At 70.0% G+C, this 22,632-nt stretch carries 18 protein-coding genes; 3 read left to right on the top strand and 15 right to left on the bottom strand.

The window, feature by feature from the left end; translation table 11 throughout:
* Window positions 1-187 precede the first annotated feature (187 nt).
* From WA788_RS32035 to acnA, 8 genes are all read right to left on the bottom strand, one after another.
* Window positions 188-1,492, bottom strand: coding sequence for a sugar ABC transporter permease (locus tag WA788_RS32035; protein ID WP_435130006.1), 1,305 nt, complete (start codon window positions 1,490-1,492; stop codon window positions 188-190).
* Window positions 1,489-2,277 carry an ATP-binding cassette domain-containing protein gene (locus tag WA788_RS32030; RefSeq protein WP_335983458.1) on the bottom strand — a complete coding sequence of 263 codons (789 nt, stop codon included), beginning with the start codon at window positions 2,275-2,277 and terminating at the stop codon, window positions 1,489-1,491. Before WA788_RS32030 ends, WA788_RS32035 begins: the two co-directional genes overlap by 4 nt.
* 214 nt (window positions 2,278-2,491) lie before the next feature.
* Entirely contained in the window at window positions 2,492-3,577 is a 1,086-nt protein-coding gene (locus WA788_RS32025; RefSeq protein WP_335983456.1) for a sugar ABC transporter substrate-binding protein, read from the bottom strand.
* Window positions 3,578-3,714: 137 nt separating this feature from the next.
* Window positions 3,715-4,917: an ROK family transcriptional regulator gene (locus tag WA788_RS32020; protein WP_335983454.1), complete on the bottom strand. Its 1,203-nt coding sequence runs from the start codon at window positions 4,915-4,917 to the stop codon at window positions 3,715-3,717.
* A 262-nt stretch (window positions 4,918-5,179) separates the two neighbouring features.
* Window positions 5,180-6,112 carry a carbohydrate ABC transporter permease gene (locus tag WA788_RS32015; RefSeq protein ID WP_335983453.1) on the bottom strand — a complete coding sequence of 311 codons (933 nt, stop codon included), beginning with the start codon at window positions 6,110-6,112 and terminating at the stop codon, window positions 5,180-5,182.
* Between the two features lie 10 nt (window positions 6,113-6,122).
* The gene (locus WA788_RS32010; protein WP_335983451.1) at window positions 6,123-7,049 is read right to left on the bottom strand and encodes a carbohydrate ABC transporter permease; all 927 of its coding nucleotides are present in this window, start codon (window positions 7,047-7,049) and stop codon (window positions 6,123-6,125) included.
* A gap of 42 nt (window positions 7,050-7,091) precedes the next feature.
* On the bottom strand, window positions 7,092-8,516 hold the full coding sequence (ngcE, locus tag WA788_RS32005; RefSeq protein WP_335983520.1) for an N-acetylglucosamine/diacetylchitobiose ABC transporter substrate-binding protein: 1,425 nt from the start codon (window positions 8,514-8,516) through the stop codon (window positions 7,092-7,094).
* A 487-nt stretch (window positions 8,517-9,003) separates the two neighbouring features.
* Window positions 9,004-11,718 carry an aconitate hydratase AcnA gene (gene acnA / locus WA788_RS32000; protein WP_335983448.1) on the bottom strand — a complete coding sequence of 905 codons (2,715 nt, stop codon included), beginning with the start codon at window positions 11,716-11,718 and terminating at the stop codon, window positions 9,004-9,006.
* A 359-nt stretch (window positions 11,719-12,077) separates the two neighbouring features.
* Here acnA and WA788_RS31995 point away from each other — a divergent pair, with 359 nt between their 5' ends.
* A complete protein-coding gene (locus WA788_RS31995; protein WP_335983446.1) occupies window positions 12,078-13,607 on the top strand; it encodes a UDP-N-acetylglucosamine 1-carboxyvinyltransferase in 1,530 nt (509 codons plus the stop codon).
* Between the two features lie 45 nt (window positions 13,608-13,652).
* On the opposite strand, the gene WA788_RS31990 is transcribed toward WA788_RS31995, so the two are convergent.
* The 4 genes from WA788_RS31990 to WA788_RS31975 all read right to left on the bottom strand — a co-directional run bounded on the left by WA788_RS31990 (window position 13,653) and on the right by WA788_RS31975 (window position 16,722).
* Window positions 13,653-14,621 carry an alpha/beta hydrolase gene (locus WA788_RS31990; RefSeq protein WP_335983444.1) on the bottom strand — a complete coding sequence of 323 codons (969 nt, stop codon included), beginning with the start codon at window positions 14,619-14,621 and terminating at the stop codon, window positions 13,653-13,655.
* 94 nt (window positions 14,622-14,715) lie between these two features.
* The gene (locus WA788_RS31985) at window positions 14,716-15,585 is read right to left on the bottom strand and encodes a fumarylacetoacetate hydrolase family protein (RefSeq protein ID WP_335983441.1); all 870 of its coding nucleotides are present in this window, start codon (window positions 15,583-15,585) and stop codon (window positions 14,716-14,718) included.
* A 50-nt stretch (window positions 15,586-15,635) separates the two neighbouring features.
* Entirely contained in the window at window positions 15,636-15,866 is a 231-nt protein-coding gene (locus WA788_RS31980; RefSeq protein ID WP_335983439.1) for a hypothetical protein, read from the bottom strand.
* A 118-nt stretch (window positions 15,867-15,984) separates the two neighbouring features.
* Window positions 15,985-16,722, bottom strand: a complete 738-nt coding sequence (locus WA788_RS31975; RefSeq protein WP_335983437.1) for an LmeA family phospholipid-binding protein — start codon at window positions 16,720-16,722, stop codon at window positions 15,985-15,987.
* A gap of 140 nt (window positions 16,723-16,862) precedes the next feature.
* On the opposite strand from WA788_RS31975, the gene WA788_RS31970 reads away from it, so the two are divergent.
* Window positions 16,863-19,055 carry an MMPL family transporter gene (locus tag WA788_RS31970; RefSeq protein ID WP_335983435.1) on the top strand — a complete coding sequence of 731 codons (2,193 nt, stop codon included), beginning with the start codon at window positions 16,863-16,865 and terminating at the stop codon, window positions 19,053-19,055.
* A 54-nt stretch (window positions 19,056-19,109) separates the two neighbouring features.
* Window positions 19,110-19,757 carry a TetR family transcriptional regulator gene (locus tag WA788_RS31965; protein WP_335983433.1) on the top strand — a complete coding sequence of 216 codons (648 nt, stop codon included), beginning with the start codon at window positions 19,110-19,112 and terminating at the stop codon, window positions 19,755-19,757.
* Between the two features lie 99 nt (window positions 19,758-19,856).
* Here the strand turns inward: WA788_RS31965 and WA788_RS31960 are convergent, their stop codons facing one another.
* The 3 genes from WA788_RS31960 to WA788_RS31950 form a co-directional block, all read right to left on the bottom strand.
* Window positions 19,857-20,450, bottom strand: a complete 594-nt coding sequence (locus WA788_RS31960; RefSeq protein WP_335983431.1) for a nuclear transport factor 2 family protein — start codon at window positions 20,448-20,450, stop codon at window positions 19,857-19,859.
* Between the two features lie 310 nt (window positions 20,451-20,760).
* On the bottom strand, window positions 20,761-21,312 hold the full coding sequence (locus WA788_RS31955) for a hypothetical protein (protein WP_335983429.1): 552 nt from the start codon (window positions 21,310-21,312) through the stop codon (window positions 20,761-20,763).
* Window positions 21,313-21,379: 67 nt separating this feature from the next.
* Window positions 21,380-22,480, bottom strand: a complete 1,101-nt coding sequence (locus WA788_RS31950) for a YihY/virulence factor BrkB family protein (protein ID WP_443034131.1) — start codon at window positions 22,478-22,480, stop codon at window positions 21,380-21,382.
* Between the last annotated feature and the right edge of the window lie 152 nt (window positions 22,481-22,632).

Below are 22,632 nucleotides of genomic sequence, written 5' to 3'. Positions count from 1 at the left end.
TCCGTCGCGGCGGGCCGATCTGGCCGTTCCGCGAGTCTAATGTTCCGCATACCGGAGCGTCGGCCGACCCGTGCGAGATATGTCACGGGCTGTGGTCCGGTCGTACCACGAAGGCGCCGGGTGCGTCCGGACCGGGGGTCCGCACGCACCCGGCGCCGGGTGCCTCGTTACGGGTACGGCCGGGGCGTCAGGCGCGCCCGGACGTCCGCTGGGTCCTGCGGGACACCGAGTCCACGACCACGGCCGCCAGCAGCACGCCACCGGTGATCATGTACTGGATGGAGGTGTTCATGTTCAGCAGGTCCAGGCCGGTGGTGATGGACTGGATGACCAGGCCACCCAGCAGGGCCGACCAGACCCGGCCGCGCCCGCCGAAGAGGCTGGTGCCGCCGATGACGGCCGCGGCGATGGCGAGCATCAGGGTGTTGCCGCTGCCCGCCTGGAGCGTCGCGGTCTGGGTCTGGGCGGCCAGGAACAGACCGCCGAGGGCCGCGAAGCCGCCGGCGATGGCGAAGACCGAGATCCGGACCAGGTCCACGTTGATACCGGCACGCCGGGAGGCCTCGATGCTGCCGCCGAGCGCGAAGACCTTGCGGCCGAAGGTGGTCCGCCGCAGCACGAAGTCGCAGATGATCAGCGCGACCAGGAAGACTACGAGGGCGTTGGGCACACCGGCGGTCTTGTTGAGCACGAACGCCACGACGTAGGCGACGATCGCCAGCAGCACCGCGCGGGCGACGATCTCGCTGGTCGGGCGGAACGGCACGCCGGCCTTGCGGCGGCGGCCCTGCTCGACGAACGAGCCGAGCAGCAGCGCGGCGACCCCGACGGTGGCCAGGATGTAGGCGCCGGCGATGTCCTGGTCCATGAAGAAGGACGTCTGGCCGAGCAGGTGCATCGGGCCCTTGTCGGCGATCGAGAGGCTGCCGGTGTCGCCCAGCACCCACAGCATCAGGCCGTTCCAGCCGAGGAAGCCGGCCAGGGTGACGACGAAGGCGGGCACGCCGACCTTCGCGAAGAAGATGCCGTGCACGGCGCCGATACCGATGCCGATGAGCACCGCCAGCAGGAACGCCAACCACATGTTCATGCCGTGTGTGGTGGTGAACACCGCGAACAGCGCGGAGATCAGGCCGCTGACCGAGGCGACCGACAGGTCGATCTCACCGAGCAGCAGCACGAACACCAGCCCGATGGCGAGCATGCCGGTGCCCGCCACGAAGTAGCTGATGTTGACCATGTTGGTCGAGCTGAGGAACAGGCTGTCCTTGCTCTGGAAGATCGCCCAGATGACGATCAGCGCCACGATGACCGGCAGCGAGCCCAGTTCGCCGCCCTTGAGGCGGCGCTGGAACTCGGTGACGTAGCCCTTCAGGCCCTGCTCGCGCACCAGCAGGCGCGGGTCGACCGCCGCCACCGCGGGCGGCGGTACTTCCTCGACGGACGGCTTGTCGCCGTCCTTCGACGTGTCGATGGTCGTCTCGTCGCTCACTTGGCCGCCTCCGCGTTGCGCGACTGCCGACGGGTCACGGCGTTGTCCGTGGCTCCGGTGATCGCGGCGATGATCTGCTCGTTCGTGGTGCTCTTCACCGGGAAGGAACCGTTGTTCCGGCCCAGCCGCAGCACGTGGACGGTGTCGGCGACCGCCATCACGTCAGCCATGTTGTGGCTGATCAGGATGACGCCGAGACCGCGCTCGCGCAGCCGCTCGACGAGGTCGAGGACCTGCGCGGTCTGCTCGACGCCCAGCGCGGCGGTCGGTTCGTCGAGGATGACGACCTTGGGCTCACCGATGAGCGCACGCGCGATGGCGACCACCTGGCGCTGGCCGCCAGAAAGGCTCGCGATCGGGATGCGGACGCTGGGGATGCGGATGGAGAGGGTGTTGAGCAGCTCGCGGGAGCGCTTCTCCATCGTGACCTCGTCGAGGCTGCCGAACCGCAGCAGCTCCCGGCCGAGGAAGAGGTTGCCGACCACATCGAGGTTGTCGCACAGCGCCAGGTCCTGGTAGACGGTGGCGACACCGAGCTGCTGGGCGTCCTGCGGGCGCCCGATGTTGACGCCGCGGCCCTCCCACTCGATGACGCCTTCGTCGATCGGGTGGACGCCTGCGATCGTCTTGACCAAAGTTGACTTGCCGGCACCGTTGTCGCCCACGAGGGCGACCACTTCTCCGGCGTGGACCTCCAGCTCGACGTCGGTGAGGGCTTGCACCGCACCGAATCGCTTGGAGACTCCGCGCAACGCCAACACGGGCGTAGCGGACACGTGAACCATCTCCTTCGCCGCCTGACCGGCGGGGATGCCGCGGACCGGGTTACCGCCCGCGGAGGAAGTGCTGGGGAGCACAGGATTGCAAGGCCTGACGGGAACGGGCCTTGGCCCGTTCCCCCACTGGTCCCGTCGTGTTTCCGTCCGGCGCCCCGCCCCGGCAGCGGGGTGTTTTGGTGGGTGCGGGGCACCGGACAGGCTTCACCGGGAGGCGGTGGCTCTACTCGATGCCGGCCGCCTTGCAGGCTGCCGCGAACTGGGTGGTGCAGATCTGGGAGGTCGGGTACAGACCGTCCTTGACCACCGTGTCCTTGAGGTTGGCCTTGGTCACCGCGGTGGCGCCGATCAGCAGCGACGGCACGGTCTGGCCGGACGCGCTCTTGGACGTCGTGGTGGCGATGCTGGTGATGCTCTTGCCCTCGAGGAGGTTCACCGCGATCTCGGCGGTGGCGTCGGCCTCAGGCTTGTACGGCTTGTAGATCGTGGCGCTCTGGGTGCCGGCGAGGATGCGCTGCACACCGGGGAGCTCCGCGTCCTGGCCGGTGAGCGGCGGGTTGATGCCCGCGCCCTTCAGGGCGGTGGCGATACCGCCGGCCATGCCGTCGTTGGCGGAGTAGACGCCCTTGATGTTCTTCGCGCCGAGCTGGGTGATCGCCGCAGTCATCTTCTGGTTGGCCGTGGTGTCCTTCCACAGACCGGACTGCTCGTAGGCGATGTTCACCTTGCCGTCGAGGATCTTGTGCGCGCCGGCCTTGAACATGGCGGCGTTCGGGTCGGCCGGGTCACCGTCGATCATGACGATCTTCGAGGTCGGCTTGGCGTCGGCGCCCATCGCGTCGAGCAGGGCCTGGCCCTGCTCCTCACCGATCTTCTCGTTGTCGTACGAGACGTAGGCCGAGACCGGGCCCTCGGCGAGGCGGTCGTAGGCGACGACCTTGATGCCCTTGTTGACCGCGGCCTGGATCGAGGACTTGATGCCGACCGAGTCCTCCGGGTCCACGATGAGGACCTTGACACCCTTGGTGATCATCGTGTTGACCTGCTGGGCCTGCTTCTGCGGGTCTCCGGCAGCGTTGTCATAGCTGATGGTGCAGTCCGAGCACAGCTCCTTGATCTTCTTCTCGATCAGGGGCTTGTCGAACTGCTCGTACCGGGTGGTGGCGTTCTCCGGCAGGAGCAGGCCGATCGACTTGTCCTTGCTCTTGTCCGAGCTGCTGCTGCCGCCCGCCTTGCCGCAAGCGGCCATGGTGAGCGCCATCGACACAGCCGCCGTGCCGATGACGATTCGACGCGTCATTGCGTTCATCTGAGGTGCCTCCCTGACAGGGCCGCAACACTGCGGCCGAGGTGCAGGTGAGTCAACTCTCGCTGACACGTGTCGTCAAGAAGTAAACACTTAACGAGATGGCAACGGCGCGTTTCGTTAGCAGTGTGAACGCTGCGTTATGCCGAGAACGCGGGGGAATCCACCGCTGCGTTCCCGTCCAGGAGCGTGGAGTCACCCATCTCGCTCAGCACCAGGGCCAGCGCCCCCAGCACCTCCGCCCGCGCGCCGAGCGCCCCCGGCATCACCGACAGACGCTGCGCGGCGCTGGGGATGGCATAGCGCGACACCGACTCCCGGATCGGGCCGAGCACCAGCTCCCCCGCCTCGGCCAGGTCCCCGCCCAGCACGACCCTACTCGGGTTGAGCAGGTTGCACAGGCTGGCCACCCCCATGCCTATGTGCCGCCCGACGTCGCCGATCACCCGCCGGCACCCCGGGTCCCCCTCCCGCCCCAGCTGCACCATTTTCGGGATGGTCAGGTGCTCGCCGTGGCTGCCGCGCAGCAGCTCCAGCACGTAGCGGGCCGCGGTGAAGGTCTCCAGGCAGCCGCGGTTGCCGCAGCGGCACACCGGGCCCGACTCGTCCAGCGTGATGTGCCCGATCTCCCCCGCGGTGCCGCCCGGGCCCCGGTAGATCCGGCCATCCACCACCAGCCCGGCGCCGACGCCGCTGGCGACCTTGATGTACGCCAGGTCCCGCACCCCGCGGCCGCTGCCCCACACCAGTTCGCCCAGCGCGCCGAGGTTGGCGTCGTTGTCCACCTGCACCGGGACGCCGAGCCGGTCGATCAGCTCCTGCCGCGGGTTGATCCCGCTCCAGCCCGGCAGGATCGCGGTGGAGCCCAGCAGGCCGGTCTCCATGTCGATCGGGCCGGGCACGCCCAGCCCCACCCCGAGCACCTTGTCGCGGTCGATCCCGGTGGACTCCACCAGCCGTCCGACCAGCTGTTCGGCCCGGTCGAAGCCCTCGGACGCCGAGGCGTCCACGTCGATCGGCTCGGACTGCTCGGCGAGCACCTGGTGGGCGAGGTTGCCGACCGCGACCCGCAGGTGGGAGTGGCCGAAATCGACCCCCACCACGATGCCCGCGTCGCCCGACAGCGCCACGCTGCGCGCCCGCCGACCGCCCGAGGAGGTCGGCGTGACCTGCACCGTCCCGCTGTCCTTCAGCTCGCGGACGATGTTGGACACCGTGGCCGCCGACAGGCCGGTCGTACGCGCGATCTCCGCCTGGGTGAGCGAACCGGCGAGCCGGACGGCCCGCACCACGCGCTCCAGGTTGGCCCGGTGCAGCGACGACTGCGATCCCGGAGTATCCACGACATCCACTCCTGCCCGGCGGCCGGAGCGCCTCCGGCTGCCCGCACGGGACGGGGCCCGGGTACCGGCGCCAGAGCTGCCACACCAGTGAGACCCCGTCGTCTACAACATGTGAACTCTAAGTTGAGGGTTAGGGGTGATGTCCCGTCAAGGGGGAGAACCACACCGTTACGCGATCCACCCCCGACGCCGACCAGCGGCTCCGCATGCTCGCGGAGCCGCTGGGAACAGCGTACGGGGCCTTCTCGGCCGGGTGGCGGGCCTATTTCACCGCGCCCGCGGTGAGCCCGGCCTGCACCTGCCGCTGAAAGACGACGTAGACCGCCAGCACCGGCAGCATCGCGATCGACAGCCCCGCGAACAGACCCGACCAGTCGCCCTTGTATCCCTGCTGCACCGCCAGGTCGGCGAGCCCCTGGGTCAGCACCCACTTGTCGGTGTTGCCCTGGTTGAGCACCAGCGGCAGCAGGTACTGGTTCCACTGCCCGAGCACGTTGAAGATCCCGATGCTGATGATGCCCGGCTTGGCCATCGGCACCATGATCTGGAAGAACGTGCGGGTGTGGCTCGCCCCGTCGACGAGCGCGGCCTCGGCCACCGACGTCGGCAGCGTCCGGAAGAAGGACGTCATGAAGAAGACGGTGAACGGCAGCGAGTAGGCGATGTACACCAGGATCAGCCCGGGCAGCGTGTTGAGGATGCCCAGGTTCTTCGTGACGAAGAACAGCGGCACCAGCACCATGACGACCGGGAAGGCCATGCCGCCGACGAACAGGAAGTAGATGAAGCGGTTGCCGAAGAACTCGAACCGGGCCAGCACGTAGGCGGCCATCGAGCCGAAGAGCATCGTGCCGACGGTCGAGAAGCCCACCACGATCACCGTGTTGATGAAGTAGCGGCCCATGTGCGCCTTGGTCCAGGCGCGCGTCCAGCTGCCGCCGTGCAGGGGCCACGGCAGCGACCAGGGGTGCGACAGGATGTCGCCGGAGGTCTTGAAGGAGCTCCACACCGCCCACAGCAGCGGTACCGCCACCATCAGCGCCCAGACGATGAGGAAGCCGTGGCTGAAGACGTTCAGCACCACGCCCTCGCCGCGCCAGCGGTGTCGGGCGGCCGCGTCCGGCGCGGGCTCGGGGAACGCCTGGGGAGCCTTGTCCGCCGGTCCGGGCGCGTCTTCGTAGGTCTCAGTGGTCATCGCGGCACCCCTAGAACTCGATGCGCTCGCGGCGCGAGAGCCGCAGCGTCAGAACGGCGAACAGCAGCGTCACGATCAGCATCGCGACACCGATCGCGGCTGCCATGCCGTACTGGCTGTTGTCGCGGAAGGCCGTCTTGTACAGCAGCAGCGGCACCACGTCCGTGCTCTCGTTCGGCCCGCCGTTGTTGACCGACATCAGCTGCACCAGGGCGAAACCGTCCATGGCGATGATGCCCATGTACACCCAGCCGGTGGCCACCGTGTCCCGCAGCAGCGGCAGGGTGACCCGGAAGAAGGTGGTGATCCGGTTGGCGCCGTCCAGCAGCGCCGCCTCGTAGATCTCCGCGGGGATCGAGGCCATGCCGGCGGAGAAGAGCACCACGTAGAAGCCGACGTTGGACCAGACCATCACCGCCATGATGCAGGCGAGCGCGATGCTCGGGTTACCCAGCCAGGACTGCTGGAGCGAGTCGAGGTGCGCGTGGTGCAGCAGCGCGTTGAGCAGGCCGCTGTCCGGGTCGGGGTTGTAGATCTGCTCCCACAGCACCGCGACCACGGTGACCGACAGCACCTGCGGGAAGAAGTAGACGATCTTGTAGAAACCCGCGCCCCGAACGCCGGCGACCGACGCGCTGCCCTTGCGCCGGCCGCCGACATTGAGCATGAAGGCGAAGAACAGTCCCAGTCCCAGCGTCACGATCGGCACGATCAGCAGCATCAGGACGTTGTGCCACAGTGCCTTCCAGAAGAGGTTGTTGTGGATGATCTTCTGGTAGTTGTCCAGCCCGATGTAGTGCTTCTCGGGGGTCAACCCGCTCCAGTCCGTCAAGGAGATCTGGAAGTCCTGGATGAAGGGCGAGATCACGAGGACCGCGTACAACGCCACAGGTACTGCCAGAAACCCGATGATGAACCGGTACTTGCCGTGTCGCATGGTGCCGGTCGCTCTCGTCTCAGCCGTCAGGGAAGGTTCGGGTCACACGTGCTTGAACTTGGGCACGGACGAGTCCGCCTTGGTCGCGTCGGCGGCCTTCTGCGCGCCCTCGATCCACTTCTTGGCGTCGATCTTTCCGGTCAGGAGCTGGAGGGTCAGGTTGCCCAGGGTCTCCTGGTTGAGCTTGACGTACCAGTCCTGGAGCCGCGAGTTCAGCACATTGGTGCCCGCCGCCGTCAGCGCCTTGGACGCCGAGGCCAGGCCGGGGGTGAGGGTCAGGCCCTCCGCGGCACCGCTGATGCAGGTCAGCGACTTCGTGGTGTTGGTGAAGTTGTCCGTCTCCTTCTTGCTGATCATGATGCGCAGCAGCTCCATGCCGCCGATCGGGTTCTTGCCGTCGGCCGCGACGATGTACGGCTCGCCGGCCGCGGCGTAGACGGTGCCGAAGGGCAGCTTGTCGGAGGAGCCGGCGCCGACCAGCGGGCCGACCGCCAGGTCGAAGTCCTTGGGCATGGTCGGGGCGGCCTCGTTCTCCACCCACGAGCCGTCCGCCACGATGGCGGCCTTGCCCTTGGTCCAGGCGGTCTGCATCTGGATGTGGGTCATGCCCTCGGAGCCGGGCATGAAGTACTTCTTCGCGGCCACTTCCTCGTAGTAGCCGATGACCTGCTTGACCGCGTCCACCTGCCAGGCGCCGTCCTCGAGGTCGTCGATGGCGTTGAGGACGTCCTTGCCGCCGATCTTGCCGATCTGGGCGAGCAGGTCGAAGTGGACGTAGTAGGGGTACTTGCCCGGGTAGGTGAAGAGGGAGATGTTCTCCTTCTTCGCCTTGGCGCCCAGGGCGAGCGCCTGGTCGAAGGTCTGCGGGTACTCCCAGCCCTTGTCCTGGAAGAGCTTGTTGGAGTACCAGCCGCCGTAGACGGTGAAGGCGTAGTTGAACGCGTACATCGCCTGGGTGCCGAACTGGCCCTGCTCGACGGTGCCGGCGATCAGGACGTCGCGGACCTTCTTGCTCGGGTCGTCGACGGTCGGCGCGTCGAGCAGCGCGGTCAGGTCCTGGAGCTTGTTCTCCTTGGCCAGGGCCGCGGTGTCGAGGTTGTCGGCGCCGGAGTTGTCCATGACGTCCGGCGGCGTGTCGCTGGCGAAGCGCGGCTGGAGCTTGGGGCCGAGGCCCTGGGTGCCGGTGTGCTTGACCGTGATGCCGTACTCGGAGTTGTAGACCGCCTCGGCGGCCTTCACGTACGAGTCGCCGAAGCCGCCCTTGAAGATGAACGCCTCCAGCGGGGCACCCTTCTTCACCCCGAGCGGGTTGTTCGCCGTCTTGGCACCGGTGGGTTCGGACTTCGGCTTGTCGCTGCCGCCACCGCTGGAGGCGCAGGCCGACAGCAGCGAGGCGGACGGGACGGCCACCACACCGATGGCCATGGCCCGCTTGATGGCATCACGGCGGTTGATCTCGGAGCCCATGCTCAAGTCCTCAGCCTTCTTCCAGGACTCATGCGGTGCAGCGGAAGCCGCCGACGACCGCGAACAGTTGAAGCGTGAGTGATGCGGTGCATCCAGTGAGGCGAGGAACGATAGCCGACGGCTGCCTTGGCCGCCCTGTCGGCGCCCCCGCGCGGTCCCGCGCTCAGCGGGTTCCCGGACGCCGACAGGTATAGTCCACTCGGCTCGGACAGGGCAAGATCGAAAGAAAGTTTGGCCGCCAAGCTTTCCCGAGTTGAGACCTGTCCGAAACGTGGGACGTTCGTCCGCCCGAAAGCTCCGGTCGGCTTTGTATTCAGTCGTAACGCCCCTCCTGGTCCGGTGTGTTCAAGTAGTGAACCGGCCGGAGGGCACCGGGGCGGGGAGACCTGCCGCAGCAACACGTACGGGCCGCACCCCCGGGTGACAGGGGTGCGGCCCGTACGGCCGACAGCGGTGCTTCGGCGGGGTTACGCCGAGGTCACCGGGGCTACTTGCGCAGCAGCGAGCGCAGCACGTACTGCATGATGCCGCCGTTGCGGTAGTAGTCGGCCTCTCCGGGGGTGTCGATCCGCACCACCGCGTCGAACTCGACGCCGGTGTCGGTGCTGACCTTCACGGTGCGCGGCGTGCTGCCGTCGTTGAGCGCGGTGACCCCGCTGATGCTGAAGGTCTCCTCGCCGGTCAGGCCCAGGCTCAGCGCGGTCTCACCCTCGGGGTACTGCAGCGGCAGCACGCCCATGCCGATCAGGTTGGAGCGGTGGATGCGCTCGTAGGACTCGGCGACGACGGCCTTGACGCCCAGCAGCGCGGTGCCCTTGGCGGCCCAGTCGCGGGAGGAGCCGGAGCCGTACTCCTTGCCGGCCAGCACCACCAGCGGGGTGCCCTGCGCGATGTAGTTGCGCGAGGCGTCGTAGATGAAGGCGACCGGGCCGCCCTCCTGGGTGAAGTCGCGGGTGAAGCCGCCCTCGGTGCCCGGCGCGATCTGGTTGCGCAGGCGGATGTTGGCGAAGGTGCCGCGGATCATGACCTCGTGGTTGCCGCGGCGCGAGCCGTAGCTGTTGAAGTCGCGGCGCTGCACGCCGTGCTCGGTGAGGTACTGGCCGGCCGGGGTGTCGGCCTTGATGGCACCGGCCGGCGAGATGTGGTCGGTGGTGACGGAGTCGCCGAGCTTGGCGAGCACCCGGGCGCCGGAGATGTCGGTGACCGGCTCCGGGTCGGTGCCCATGCCCTCGAAGTACGGGGGCTTGCGCACGTAGGTGGACTGCGGGTCCCACTCGAAGGTGTTGCCGGTGGGGATCGGCAGCGCCTGCCACTGCGCGTCGCCGGCGAAGACGTCCTGGTAGGACTCGGTGAACATGTCCTGGCCGATCGCGGAGGCGACCACGTCGTTGACCTCGGCCTCGGTCGGCCAGATGTCCGCGAGGTGGACCGGCTTGCCCTCGGTGTCGGTGCCGAGCGCGTCCTTGGTGATGTCCACCTTCATCGAGCCGGCGATGGCGTACGCGACGACCAGCGGCGGCGAGGCGAGGTAGTTCATCTTGACGTCGGGGTTGATCCGGCCCTCGAAGTTGCGGTTGCCGGAGAGCACCGCGGCCACCGCGAGGTCGGCCTCGTTGACCGCCTTGGAGACCTCCTCCGGCAGCGGGCCGGAGTTGCCGATGCAGGTGGTGCAGCCGTAGCCGACCAGGTTGAAGCCGAGCTTGTCCAGGTACGGGGTCAGGTGCGCCTTGTCGAAGTAGTCGGTGACGACCTTCGAGCCCGGGGCGAGGGTGGTCTTCACCCACGGCTTGCGGGTCAGGCCCTTCTCGACGGCCTTCTTCGCCACCAGGGCGGCGGCCACCATCACGTAGGGGTTGGAGGTGTTGGTGCAGGAGGTGATCGCGGCGACGGTGACGGCGCCGTGGTCGATCTCGTAGGTGCCGCCGTCGGGGGTGGTCACCAGGGTCGGCTTGCTGGGCACCCCGTTGTGGGTGGCCGGGGAGTCCGAGGCCGGGAAGGACTCCTTGCCCGCCTCCTCGTCGTCGGTGACGTAGTTGCGCACGTCGCGGGCGAACTGCTGCGCGGCCTGGGCGAGCACGATGCGGTCCTGCGGGCGCTTGGGCCCGGCGATGGACGGCACCACCGTGGACAGGTCCAGCTCCAGCTTCTCGGAGTAGTCCGGCTCGGCGGCCGGGTCCAGCCACAGGCCCTGCTCCTTGGCGTACGCCTCGACCAGCGCGACCTGCTGGGCCGAGCGGCCGGTGAGCCCCAGGTAGCTGAGCGTCTCGGCGTCGATCGGGAAGATCGCCGCGGTGGAGCCGAACTCCGGGGACATGTTGCCGATGGTGGCGCGGTTGGCCAGCGAGGTGGCGCCGACGCCCTCGCCGTAGAACTCGACGAACTTGCCGACGACGCCGTGCTTGCGCAGCATCTCGGTGATGGTCAGCACCAGGTCGGTGGCGGTGGTGCCGGCCGGCAGCTCGCCGGTGAGCTTGAAGCCGACCACCCGCGGGATCAGCATGGAGACCGGCTGGCCGAGCATCGCGGCCTCGGCCTCGATGCCGCCGACGCCCCAGCCGAGCACGCCCAGGCCGTTGACCATGGTGGTGTGGGAGTCGGTGCCGACGAGGGTGTCGGGGTAGGCCTGGCCGCCGCGGACCATGACGGTGCGGGCCAGGTGCTCGATGTTCACCTGGTGCACGATGCCGGTGCCGGGCGGGACCACCTTGAACTCGTCGAAAGCGGTCTGGCCCCAGCGCAGGAACTGGTAGCGCTCCTTGTTGCGGCCGTACTCCAGCTCGACGTTCTGCGTGAAGGACTCCGGCGTGCCGAAGCGGTCGGCGATCACCGAGTGGTCGATGACGAGCTCGGCGGGGGCGAGCGGGTTGATCTTCGCCGGGTCGCCGCCCAGCTCCTTGACCGCCTCGCGCATGGTCGCCAGGTCCACCACGCACGGCACACCGGTGAAGTCCTGCATGATCACGCGGGCCGGGGTGAACTGGATCTCCTGGCTGGGCTGGGCCTGCGAGTCCCAGCCGCCGACCGCCCGGATGTGGTCGGCGGTGATGTTCGCGCCGTCCTCGGTACGCAGCAGGTTCTCCAGCAGGACCTTCAGGCTGTACGGCAGCCGGGCCGAACCCTCGACCTTGTCCAGCCGGAAGATCTCATACGATTCGTCGCCCACCTGCAGGGTGCTGCGGGCGTCGAAGCTGTTCGCCGACACGACAGTCTCCTTCATGCATGTTCTCGCGCGTACCACCGCATTGCTGGCGTCCTGACGGCACGCCTCGGCAGATATCTCGATGTCGAGATAACTCTAGTACACCTGCCGCAATCGGGTACCCCCGGCCCGCCGGGTGATGCGCCGGCACCCGGGGAACCAGGACCGGACGGGCGCCGTCTGTGCGGGTGGACGCCCCCGGCCGCCGGGCGGCGGCCCAGGTCCGCGCGGGTGAGCGTCCACCGCCTGGCCGCGCCCCGGATGGCAGGCGGCCCCTGCGGCGTTACGGTGAAGACGGCGACCCGCCCACGGACGGCCCAACCGATGCGACGCTATCTCACATATGAGATAAGGTCGTTGATATGACCGACGACTACCTGGCACGCATCGGCCGGCTCATCCGAGACGCCCGGCAACATCGCGGCTGGACACAGGCGCAACTCGCGGAGGCGCTCGGCACCAGCCAGAGCGCCGTCAACCGGATCGAACGCGGCAACCAGAACATCAGCCTTGAGATGATCGCCAGAATCGGCGAAGCGCTGGACAGCGAGATCGTGGCACTGGGCTATGCCGGGCCGATGCACCTGAGAGTGGTCGGGGGGCGGCGGCTGTCCGGCGCCATAGACGTCAAGACGAGCAAGAACGCGTGCGTCGCGCTGCTGTGCGCCACACTGCTGAACGCGGGCCGCACCACGCTGCGCCGGGTGGCGCGGATCGAGGAGGTCTACCGCATCCTGGAGGTGCTGGGCAGCATCGGGGTGCGCACCCGCTGGATCAACGACGGCAACGACCTGGAGGTCGTACCGCCGGCCGAGCTGGACCTGGCCTCGATGGACACCGACGCCGCCCGCCGCACCCGCAGCGTCATCATGTTCCTCGGCCCGCTGCTGCACCGCACCGACCGCTTCCGCATCCCGTACGCGGGCGGCTGCGACCTGGGCACCCGCACCGTGCAGCCGCACATGAACGCGCTGCGCCACTTCGGCCTGGACATCACCGCCACCGACGGCTTCTACCACGCGGAGGTGGAACGCGGCATCGCCCCGAAGCGGGCGATCGTGCTGACCGAGCGCGGCGACACCGTGACCGAGAACGCGCTGCTGGCCGCCGCCCGTTACGACGGCGCGACCGTCATCCGCAACGCCAGCTCCAACTACATGGTCCAGGACCTGTGCTTCTTCCTGGAGGAACTCGGCGTGAAGGTGGAGGGCATCGGCACCACCACCCTCACCGTGCACGGCGTCGCCGAGATCGACCGCGACGTGGACTACGCCCCCTCGGAGGACCCGGTCGAGGCGATGAGCCTGCTGGCCGCCGCGGTGGTGACCGAGTCCGAACTGACCATCCGCCGGGTGCCGATCGAGTTCATGGAGATCGAGCTCGCCGTCCTGGACGAGATGGGGCTCGACCACGAGCTCACCCCCGAGTACCGCGCGGACAACGGCCGCACCCGGCTGGTGGACCTCACCGTCCGCCCGTCGAAGCTGAGTTCGCCGATCGACAAGATCCACCCGATGCCCTTCCCCGGGCTCAACATCGACAACGTGCCCTTCTTCGCGGCCATCGCGGCGACCGCCCAGGGCTCCACGCTCATCCACGACTGGGTCTACGACAACCGCGCGATCTACCTCACCGAACTGACCCGGCTGGGCGCCCAGGTCAAACTGCTCGACCCGCACCGGGTGCTGGTCGAGGGCCCGACCCGGTGGCGCGCCGCGGAGATGATGTGCCCGCCCGCGCTGCGCCCCGCGGTGGTGGTGCTGCTGGCGATGATGGCCGCCGAGGGCACGTCGGTGCTGCGCAACGTCTATGTCATCAACCGGGGTTACGAGGACCTGGCGGAACGGCTCAACACGATCGGCGCGCAGATCGAGATCTTCCGCGATATCTGATCCCCTTCGCCGAGGGCCCCGCCGCACCCTGCCCGCCCCCTCCTCCTACGGCCGGCCGGCGAGAAGGCGGTCGAGGAAGGAGTGGCGGGCCTGGCGGGCCGCGACGCTGATCCGGGCGTCGGGGACGATCACCTCGAAGACGTGGAAGCCTCCCGACCACACGTGCAGTTCGGCTTCACCGCCGGCCCGCCAGATGCGGTGGGCGTAGTCGACGGCTTCGTCGCGGAGGGACTCGGCGGAGCCCACCTCGATGTGGGCGGGAGGCAGCCCCGACAGGTCGGTGGCGCGCGCGGGAGCGGCGTAGGCCGGCACGTCCGGGCCGCCCCGGGCGGAGCCGAGCAGGGCGCTCCAGCCGAACCCGTTCCAGCCGCGGTCCCAGAAGTCGTGGCCGTCCATCTGCCGCATCGAGGCGCTCTCGCCGCGGTCGTCGAGCATCGGGCACATCAGCAGCTGCCCCAGCGGCCGGGGGCCGCCCTTGTCGCGTACGGTCAGCGCGAGCGCGGCGGTGAGGCCGCCGCCGGCGCTCGCGCCGGCGATGACGATCCGTGCCGGGTCGAGGCCGAGTTCGACCGCGTGAGCGGCGGTCCACAACAGCCCCGCGTAGACGTCGTCGATCGGAGCGGGGTGCGGATGCTCGGGGGCGAGGCGGTAACCGACCGAGACGAGCACGGCGCCGAACTGCTCGGCCATGTCGAGCATCGGGTCGAGGCCGAGGCAGTGGTCGCCGCTGAACATACCGCCGCCGTGCGTGTAGTAGATCACCGGCCGCGGTCCGGTTGCGCCGGCGGGCTCGCAGATGAGCAGCGCGACCTCGGGGTTGCCGGCCAGCCCCGGGACCGAGCGCTCGCCGACGGCGAACCGGCCGCCGCGCCGCAACTCTTCGAGGTCCGGGACCTCGGCGGCGTCCTCCGCGCGGACGTCCGCGAGGCGGTCGAGGCTCATCACCCCCATCTCGTCCCTGAGGGCGGTGGAGAAGGTGCGCAGTTCGCTGTCGAACGGTACGGGCATGGTCATCCTCGCTGTGCATCGCCCGAGGGCGCGGTGGCCGGAAGGAGCGGTGGGCGCGGACCCCGGAGGGCAGAGGGCCACCGTACGGGGTGGGCCGTCGTCAGGTCCGGATGGGTGGTGTCCACCGGGCCGGTGTCCGCTCCGTCCAGGCGGGCCTCGTGTCGGGCAGCGGGTCTGCGGCGGTGGGGTTGACCGCTTCGCCCAGTCCCTCGATCGCGGTGACAAGCCGCCGGCCGGGTTCGAGGGTGGCGCCGGCCGCGGTCGTCCTTCCCGGTGTGCCGGTCAGGACGACGTCCCCGGGTTCGAGGGTGAGGAAGGTGCTGCAGTAGGAGAGGAGTTCGGCGGGGGTGAACAGCAGGTCACCGGTGTATCCGCGCTGCCACTCGACGCCGTCGACGGTGAAGGTGACACCGAGGTCGCGGGCGTCGTCGACCTCGTCGGGGGTGGCCAGCAGCGGCCCGAGGGGCGTAGAGCGGTCGAAGACCTTGCCCTGGAGCGCCTCGGTCGTGCGGTGCTGCCAGTCGCGCATCGACATGTCGTTGGCGACGGCGTAGCCGGCGATGCCGTCTGCCGCCTCCCGCACGTCGGCGCGGGAGAGCCGGCGTCCGACGACCACCGCCAGTTCGGCCTCGCCGTCGACCTGGTCGCTGACGCGGGGCAGGGTGACGGTGTCCCGCGGGCCGGTCAGGGTGGAGGCGAACTTGGCGAAGAACGTCGGGTACTCGGGCATCGGACGTCCCAGTTCCTCGATGTGGGCGCGGTAGTTGAGCCCGATGCACAGGATGTGCGCCGGAGCGGGCGAGACGCAGTCGTAGGGGGCGGTCCGGGCGTCCGTCTCGCCGATGTCCCGCAGGCGGTCTCGGCGCAGGTAGGCGTCGACGGCGTCGGTGGCGTCGACCAGCACGGCGCGGTCGCCCTCGATCCGGGCGGCGGTGCGGGTGTCGCCGGTGCGGATGGTCGCGAAGCGCATGGCACTCCTTCTTCGGGAGTCGGGAAGGGTTCTCAGAGCGGGAAGGGTGCTCAGAGCTGGAGGGCTGTGCCGGGGGCGGGACGCCGGACGGCGATGCCGGTCAGTCCGTTCTCACCCAGCAGGTTGGCGACGGAGTGCTGCCCGAGGTCGCTGAGCATCAGTTCGTGGATCTGGACGATCTGCTCGGGCTTGACCGCGCGGACGTAGTCGGCGGCCTCGCCGAGCTTGGTCCACGGTCCGCTGGTCGGGAGCAGCAGGGTCCCCACGGGGGCGTCGGGCACGAAGTCCCCGAGGAGCGCGCCACGCTCTCAGCCGCGCTCCCCCTGCTGGCCCCGGCTGACGCAACGCCTGCGGAACCGGTAGCGGGACACCACCGGCCCCATCGCGCCCACGGGCCGGCTACATCGAGCAGCCGGAGCTCTTGGCGGCCCCCGCGCCGGGGCCGAGGGACAGGTGCAGCACCAGGCCCCGCGTGCCTGCCGACGCGGAGGTGAGCACCGCGCCGGCTGCAAGCCGGTCCAGCTTGACCGTGCGCGGCTTCAGCTTGTCCGCCAGGCCGGCGGCCATCGGCGCGCTGCCCAACTGGCCCACCGGAATGTCGCGGCCCAGGACCCCCACGCTCGTCGGGGTGATGGTGAGACTGTTCGCGGCGGTGGTGAGCGAGGTCTCCACCGTGACGGGGAGACCCAGTTGGCCCGCGCTCCCGGTGAGGGTGAGCGCGGAGCCGTCCGAACCGACCGTCATTCCGCCCAGTCCCGCGCTCCCGGCGCCGCTTCCGGAGGCGAGGCGCTTGTGCAACTCGCTGTAGGGCACGGTGACGGCGGCGCTTCCCCCGCCCGTGCCGCCTTGCCTGGTGACGTCCTTCAGAACCGCCCGCACGTCCACCGAGGCGCCCTGGCGCTTGACGCCGTCGGCATCCACCCGGACGGTCCCGAGATCGCCGGTCAGCGCGTGGAAGCCGGCGAAGGAGCCCTCCAGGTCGGCGCTCACCGAACCCGTGGGCTTCAGCTTGCAGGTCGCGGCTTTGACGACGCGCTGCTCGGCGACGTGTTCGACGACGAGGTCGGTCGCACCGGCGGCGCCGGCGATCACAGCGGCGGAGACGGCGGAGACGAGGGCGATCCCACGATTGTTCACAGTGATGGAGTTCCGATCCGGGGTCGGGTGCCGGTGGCGTGCCCACCACCTTCCGCCAGAATGTCACTTGTGTCAATTGTCAGATGTGACATTTTCTGGCTAGGGTGCGGGGCGTACGAGAGACCCTTCCTGGAGGTGCCGTGTCATCCACCGAGTCGGAAACCCCGACATCCGAGGTGACGTCGACCGCGACGAAACCGCCCGCTCCCCTGCCACTGCTGGGACGGCTCGGGGCGTTCTGTGCCCGGCACCCCGTGTGGGTCGTCGCTTCGTGGCTCGTCGTGCTGCTGGCCGGCCTGGCCGGGCGAAACGTGGTCGGGGCCGTGTACAGCGACCAGGTGAGCCTTCCCGGCACCCAGTCGGCCCGCGGGGCCGATCTGCTCAAGGCGTCCGACCCGACGGCCGGCGATCCCAGCGGCCGGGTCGTCTTCCATGTCGGCTCCGGCACCGTCTCCGGCCATGGCAGCGGCATGGCGGACTCCGTCAGCCGCCTGGCGAAGATGCCCCATGTCACCGCCGCCTCGTCACCCGTGACCAGCAGTGACGGACGCACGGCATACACCACGGTCTCCTTCGACCAGCAGATCAAGGACCTCGGGCACGGCTACAAGGGCACGCTCGACGAAGCCACCGCGCCCGCCGAGGCCGACGGCGTCCAGGTCGCCTACGGCGGCGACCTCGACAGCATCGTGCGCACCCCGCAGAAGGACGCCGTCAGCGAAGGGGCGGGGGTCGCCGCGGCCCTGGTCGTGCTCCTGCTCGCCTTCGGAAGCGTCGCCGCCGCTGTGATGCCGCTGGTCACGGCACTGGTCAGTGTGGGCGTCGGGATGGGCGTGGTCGGCATCGTCGCGGGCAGCGTCACCTTCGCCACGTCCGCACCCACGCTGGCCGTCATGATGGGCCTGGGCGTCGGAATCGACTACGCGCTCTTCCTGACCACGCGCTTCCGCCAGGACCTCATGGACGGGCATGCCCCGGAACAGGCCGCGGGACGAACAGCCGCGACCAGCGGGCACGCTGTCCTGGTCGCCGCCGTCACCGTCGCAATCGCCCTGCTCAGCCTGTACGCCTGCGGGCTCAGCCTGATCGGCAAGCTCGGCCTGGCGGCCACCGTCGCGGTCCTCGTCACCGCGACCGCGGCGCTCACTCTCGTGCCGGCCGCCCTCGGTCTCGTCGGCCGCCGCATCGACCGGCTCCACGTGCGCCGCCCCACCGCGGAGACCGGCGGCGACCACGACGGCTGGCACCGCTACGCCGCCCTCATCTCCCGCCACCCCTGGCGTTTCCTGACCGCCGGTGTGGTCCTGCTCGCCGTCTGCGCCGTCCCCCTGTTCTCCATGCGCCTCGGTCACGTGGACGACGGCGCCGACCCGGCCGGCAGCACCACCCGCGACGCCTATCACTGGATCGCCGACGCCCCAGGGCCCGGCTTCGGCCCTGGCGCCAACGGGCCCATGGTCGTCGTGGTCGACGTCCAGCACGCGAGCGGGTCCAGCGCCGAGGTCGCGACGGACGTCTCCGACGCGTTGCGGAAGACCAGTGGCGTGGCCCACGTCACCCCGCTGCGGCCGAGCCGGGACAGCCGCGTGCTCGTCGGCACGCTCACACCGTCCAGCGGGCCGCAGGACGCCCTGACCAGCGGCCTCTACACCGAACTCACCGGCCGCACCCTGCCCATGGCGGTCAGGGGCACCGGCGCCAAGGCGTACCTGACCGGCAGCACCGCCGGCCAGCTCGACTTCCGCGACCTGGTCACCGCGCGGCTGCCGATCATCATCGGCATCGTCCTGGCCGCCGCCTTCCTGCTGCTCATGACCGTCTTCCGCAGCCTGCTCATCCCCCTCAAGGCCGTCCTGCTCAACCTCCTGACCACCGGCGCGTCCTACGGCGTCCTGGTCGCGGCCTTCCAGTGGGGATGGGGCGACAAGATCCTCGGGCTCACCGAACCAGTGCCCATCGAGTCCTACGTGCCGATGATGATGTTCGCCATCGTCTTCGGGCTCTCCATGGACTACGAGATCTTCCTGCTCTCCCGCGTCGCGGAAACGTGGCAGGAAAGCAAGGACAACGCCCGGGCCGTCGCGGTCGGCCTCTCGCTCACCGGGCGGGTCATCTCCAGCGCGGCTCTCATCATGACCGTGGTGTTCCTCTCCTTCACCGCCTCGCCCACCGTCGTGATCAAGATGCTCGCCCTCGGACTGGCCGTCAGCGTCATCCTCGACGCCACAGTGGTCCGGCTCGTCCTGGTCCCGTCAGCGATGCTCCTGGTGGGCAAGGCCAACTGGTGGCTGCCCCGCCGCCTGGACCGGGTCCTGCCCCACCTGCACGCCTGAAGCCCGCGCCGCGGCCCTGCGCCCGCGCTCCCTCCGCATGGAAGAATTCCGGCCATGGCCGAACCCTCACGCCGAGGCCGCAAGCGCGCGGCGACCCAGGAGGCGCTGCACAGGGCCGCGATGCGGCTCTTCGCGGAGCGAGGCTTCGCGGAGACCACGGTCGTGGACATCACCGAGGCCGTCGACGTCTCCGCACGCACGTTCTTCCGCTACTTCGCCAGCAAGGAGGACGTGTTGTCGCACGAGCTGCGGCAGCTGGGTCCCGCTCTGGCCGCAGAAGTCGTCGACCGGCCGGCGGACGAGGCTCCGCTCGAGGCCGTGCTGAACGCCTTGCTGTCGTTCGGAGCCGGTGGACGCGATGTGCTGGTCAGCCTCACGGCCCTGCTCCCCCACTCGACCGTGGACACCGGAGGGCCGGTGCCACCCACCCTTCCCTCGGCACGCGTACTGGCGGTGTTCGCGGAGTGGGAGGCCGACCTGGTCAAGGCGCTGCTCCAGCGGAACGGCGTCGACGACCCCGACGACCGCCAACTGCTGCGCGCCGAAGTCACCGCGCGAGCGGCACTCGCCGGAATGCGCACGGCCTTCAGCCGCTTCCGCGATGTCACAGCGCGGGGAGAGGCTGCCGAAGGAACGTTCAAGGACCTCGTCACCGAGGCGTTCGCCATCCTGCGTGACGGATGCGGCTTCCCGCCGGCCTGACCTTCGCACGGCGCCCGGCCGGCCCTGAAGGTGACCAGGAGGTCCTCCGCGCCCGCGCTCGGGCTCACCGCGGACCGGACCGCTCCCCCAGTCCGGCCGCTACCGGTCGGACAGACCCAGCCAGAGGTGGGCGTTTTCGTAGAGCCGGGCGACCTCGTCGGGGCGGTCGTCGCCGAAGAGGTCGTCGCCGATCGTGTAGCCCCGGTGCCCCAGCACATAGGCGAGGAAACGGTAGGGGACCCGGTAGTGCCGGAGAACCTCCATGTCGACGCTGAGGCCGGTTCCGGGGATCGCCGGCGTGAGGGTGTCCCTCTCGTAGACCGGGTCGAGAGACCTGATCCTCCACCGCCCCTCGGCCCGCGCCGCGCGGTACAGGAGCCGGGCGTGGGAAACGAGGACCGCCTCGACGCCGTCCACCTCCGCGGTCACCTCGATCGCGGCGGGCAGTTCCACCAGGGCCCGCTCACCTCGTACGTCGACGACCGGCGGACCGAGCCGGTGGATCGCCCGGTCCCCCCGCCCCGCCATGTGCCGAGACTGCTCCACGAACTCGGCACCGCTGCCACGGAACCAGCTGAGCCGCACCACCGAGTCGGTCGCGTAGCCCTCCTGCATCGTGTCCCACCACCCGCGGTCTCGGGCCTGCCGTTCGTGCAGGACGAGCTGGGCGACAGCCGTGACGTCGTGTGGCATCGGGAACTCCTCCGTTGTCGGTCGGCTGCCCCGGCGCTGCGGCTCCTCGCCGGCAGCGCCCGGCCCCGGCATCTGGTCGATGCGCGTGCGTGCCCTTGTAGCCGGGGACAACGTACAGGCCGTGCGCGCACGCGCCTCGGTTCGCGCTCGTGCCCGAACGGCGGGTCCGCCCCCCGCCGACCCGGTCGTGCCCCGGCCCGTCTGGCGGTAGGCACCTGATCCGGGTGGTCGCACGTGCCGTACCCGCTGGATGACACGTCGATCCGCACGGTGGAGGAGGGGGCCGCGCGCGCGACTTGCCCGGGCGGGGTTACAGACGGCCCCCGGTGGCGCGGGTGAGAGGACCCATGCCGCGGGCGGCCGCGTGCCGGCCGGCCGCGTAGCAGGCCCCCGCCACCGCTGCCGAGACGCCGGCGCCCGCCACGACGGCACCGCGTGCGCGGATCAGCCGCCATGTGGTCCGCGCGGTCGCCACGGTGCCGCGGGAGACGGTGCCCACCGTCCGCCGGCCGGTCTCGAGGGGCTGAGCGGCCAGCCGGCCGGCCCGTTCCGCCACTGCGGACAGCCCGCCGGACGTCGCCGTGTCGGCCGTGGCCCGCACCGCACCGGCCGTGCTGCCGGCGGCCTTCGAGACGGACTTGGCGGTCCCGGTTGCCTGGTCGGCCTGGCCGGTCCTGGTGCCGCCGTCGGTGCCGGATGCGGCGCCCGCGTCCTGCCGCTGCCGGGCGGGGCGGCGTTCGGAGGGTGCCTTGCCGCGGGAGGACGCCGCCGTCTTCGAGGCCGTCCGCCGGGACTTCGGTGCCGCGGTCTTCCTGCTGTCGGTCGCTTTCGGCGACTTCGCCTGCCTGTTCGTGTCAGTCATGGAGGTCGTCTCACCGCTCGGCCGGGACCGAAACACCGCACGGTCCCGCCGGGCCCCGCCCGCGGCCTCACTCCAGGCGCTCCCGCTCCTCCTCGCTCCACTCCTCGGTGTCCCGCGGGGTCACGTACGGCTCGCGGTCGGGCGGGAGACCGCCGGCGACGGCCCGGGCACGCGCCAGTTCCGCGTCGAACTCCAGGCCCAGGAGGACGGCGAGGTTGGTGATCCACAGCCACACCAGGAAGACGATGACGCCTCCGAGGGCGCCGTACGTCTTGTTGTAGGAGCCGAAGTTGGAGACGTAGGCGGCGAACCCGCCGGCGGCGGCCATCCACAGCAGCAGGGCGAGCACCCCGCCGGAGGTGATCCACAGGACGCCGCTGCGCTTGGCGTTGGGCGCTGCCCAGTACAGGACGGCGATCGTCAGGACCGCCAGCAGCGCGAGGACGGGCCACTTGGCGTAGGACCACACCGTCAGCGCCGAGTCGCCGATGCCGAAGGCGGCGCCGGTCTGGCGGGCGAGGGCCCCGGAGAACACCACGGTGACGGCGCTGGCGTAGGCGAGGACCATGAGCAGCACCGTGAGCCCGAGGCGCAGCGGTAGGACCTTCCACAGCGGGCGGCCCTCGGGCACGTCGTAGACCGCGTTGGCCGCGCGGATGAAGACGCCCATGTAGCCCGAGGCGGTCCACAGCGCGGCCAGGAGGCCCACGACGGCGAGCGCGGAGCCGGTGCCCGCGCTGTCCTGGAGCTGCTGGACGGCCTGGGTGAGGAGTTCACGGGTCGAGCCGGGCGCCAGGCGGGTCAGGTCGGCCAGCACCTTCTCGGTCGCCGACCTGCCGGAGACCCCCAGCACCGAGACCATGACGAGCAGCGCGGGAAACAGCGACAGCACGCTGTAGTACGTCAAGGCGGCGGCACGGTCCTGGAGTTCGTCGGCCTGGAACTCCTTGAAGGTCCGTTTCAGCACGACCCACCACGAGGCCCTCGGCAACTCCGTCGGCTGGTCCGGTGCCTGGTGCCCGACCGCCGGCCCCGGGCCGGCGTCCGCAGGTCTTTGGTCCTTCTGTTCTCTTCGGATGTTTCCTCCCATGTCTCCTCCGTTGCCACGCGACGGAGCCCCGGGGCCGAACGCCCGGCCGGGCGCCCGCGCACGCCGCGTCCATGCCATCTGTCCTGGATTCCCCTGGGGAAACGCGGAGCCGGCCGGCCGTGGAGCGGCCGGGACGGGCAGCGGCAATCGGCATCTTTCGCGCGTACGTTCCCCCGGGCAGGGGCAGGCGACCCGCAACCGCGGAACAGCCGCGGCCGACCGCTCAACCC

It is taken from the genome of Streptomyces sp. CA2R106, assembly GCF_037034245.1.
Lineage (GTDB): Bacteria > Actinomycetota > Actinomycetes > Streptomycetales > Streptomycetaceae > Actinacidiphila.
The sequence above is the reverse complement of the archived record's forward strand: the minus strand, read 5'-3'. Positions and strand labels throughout refer to the sequence as shown.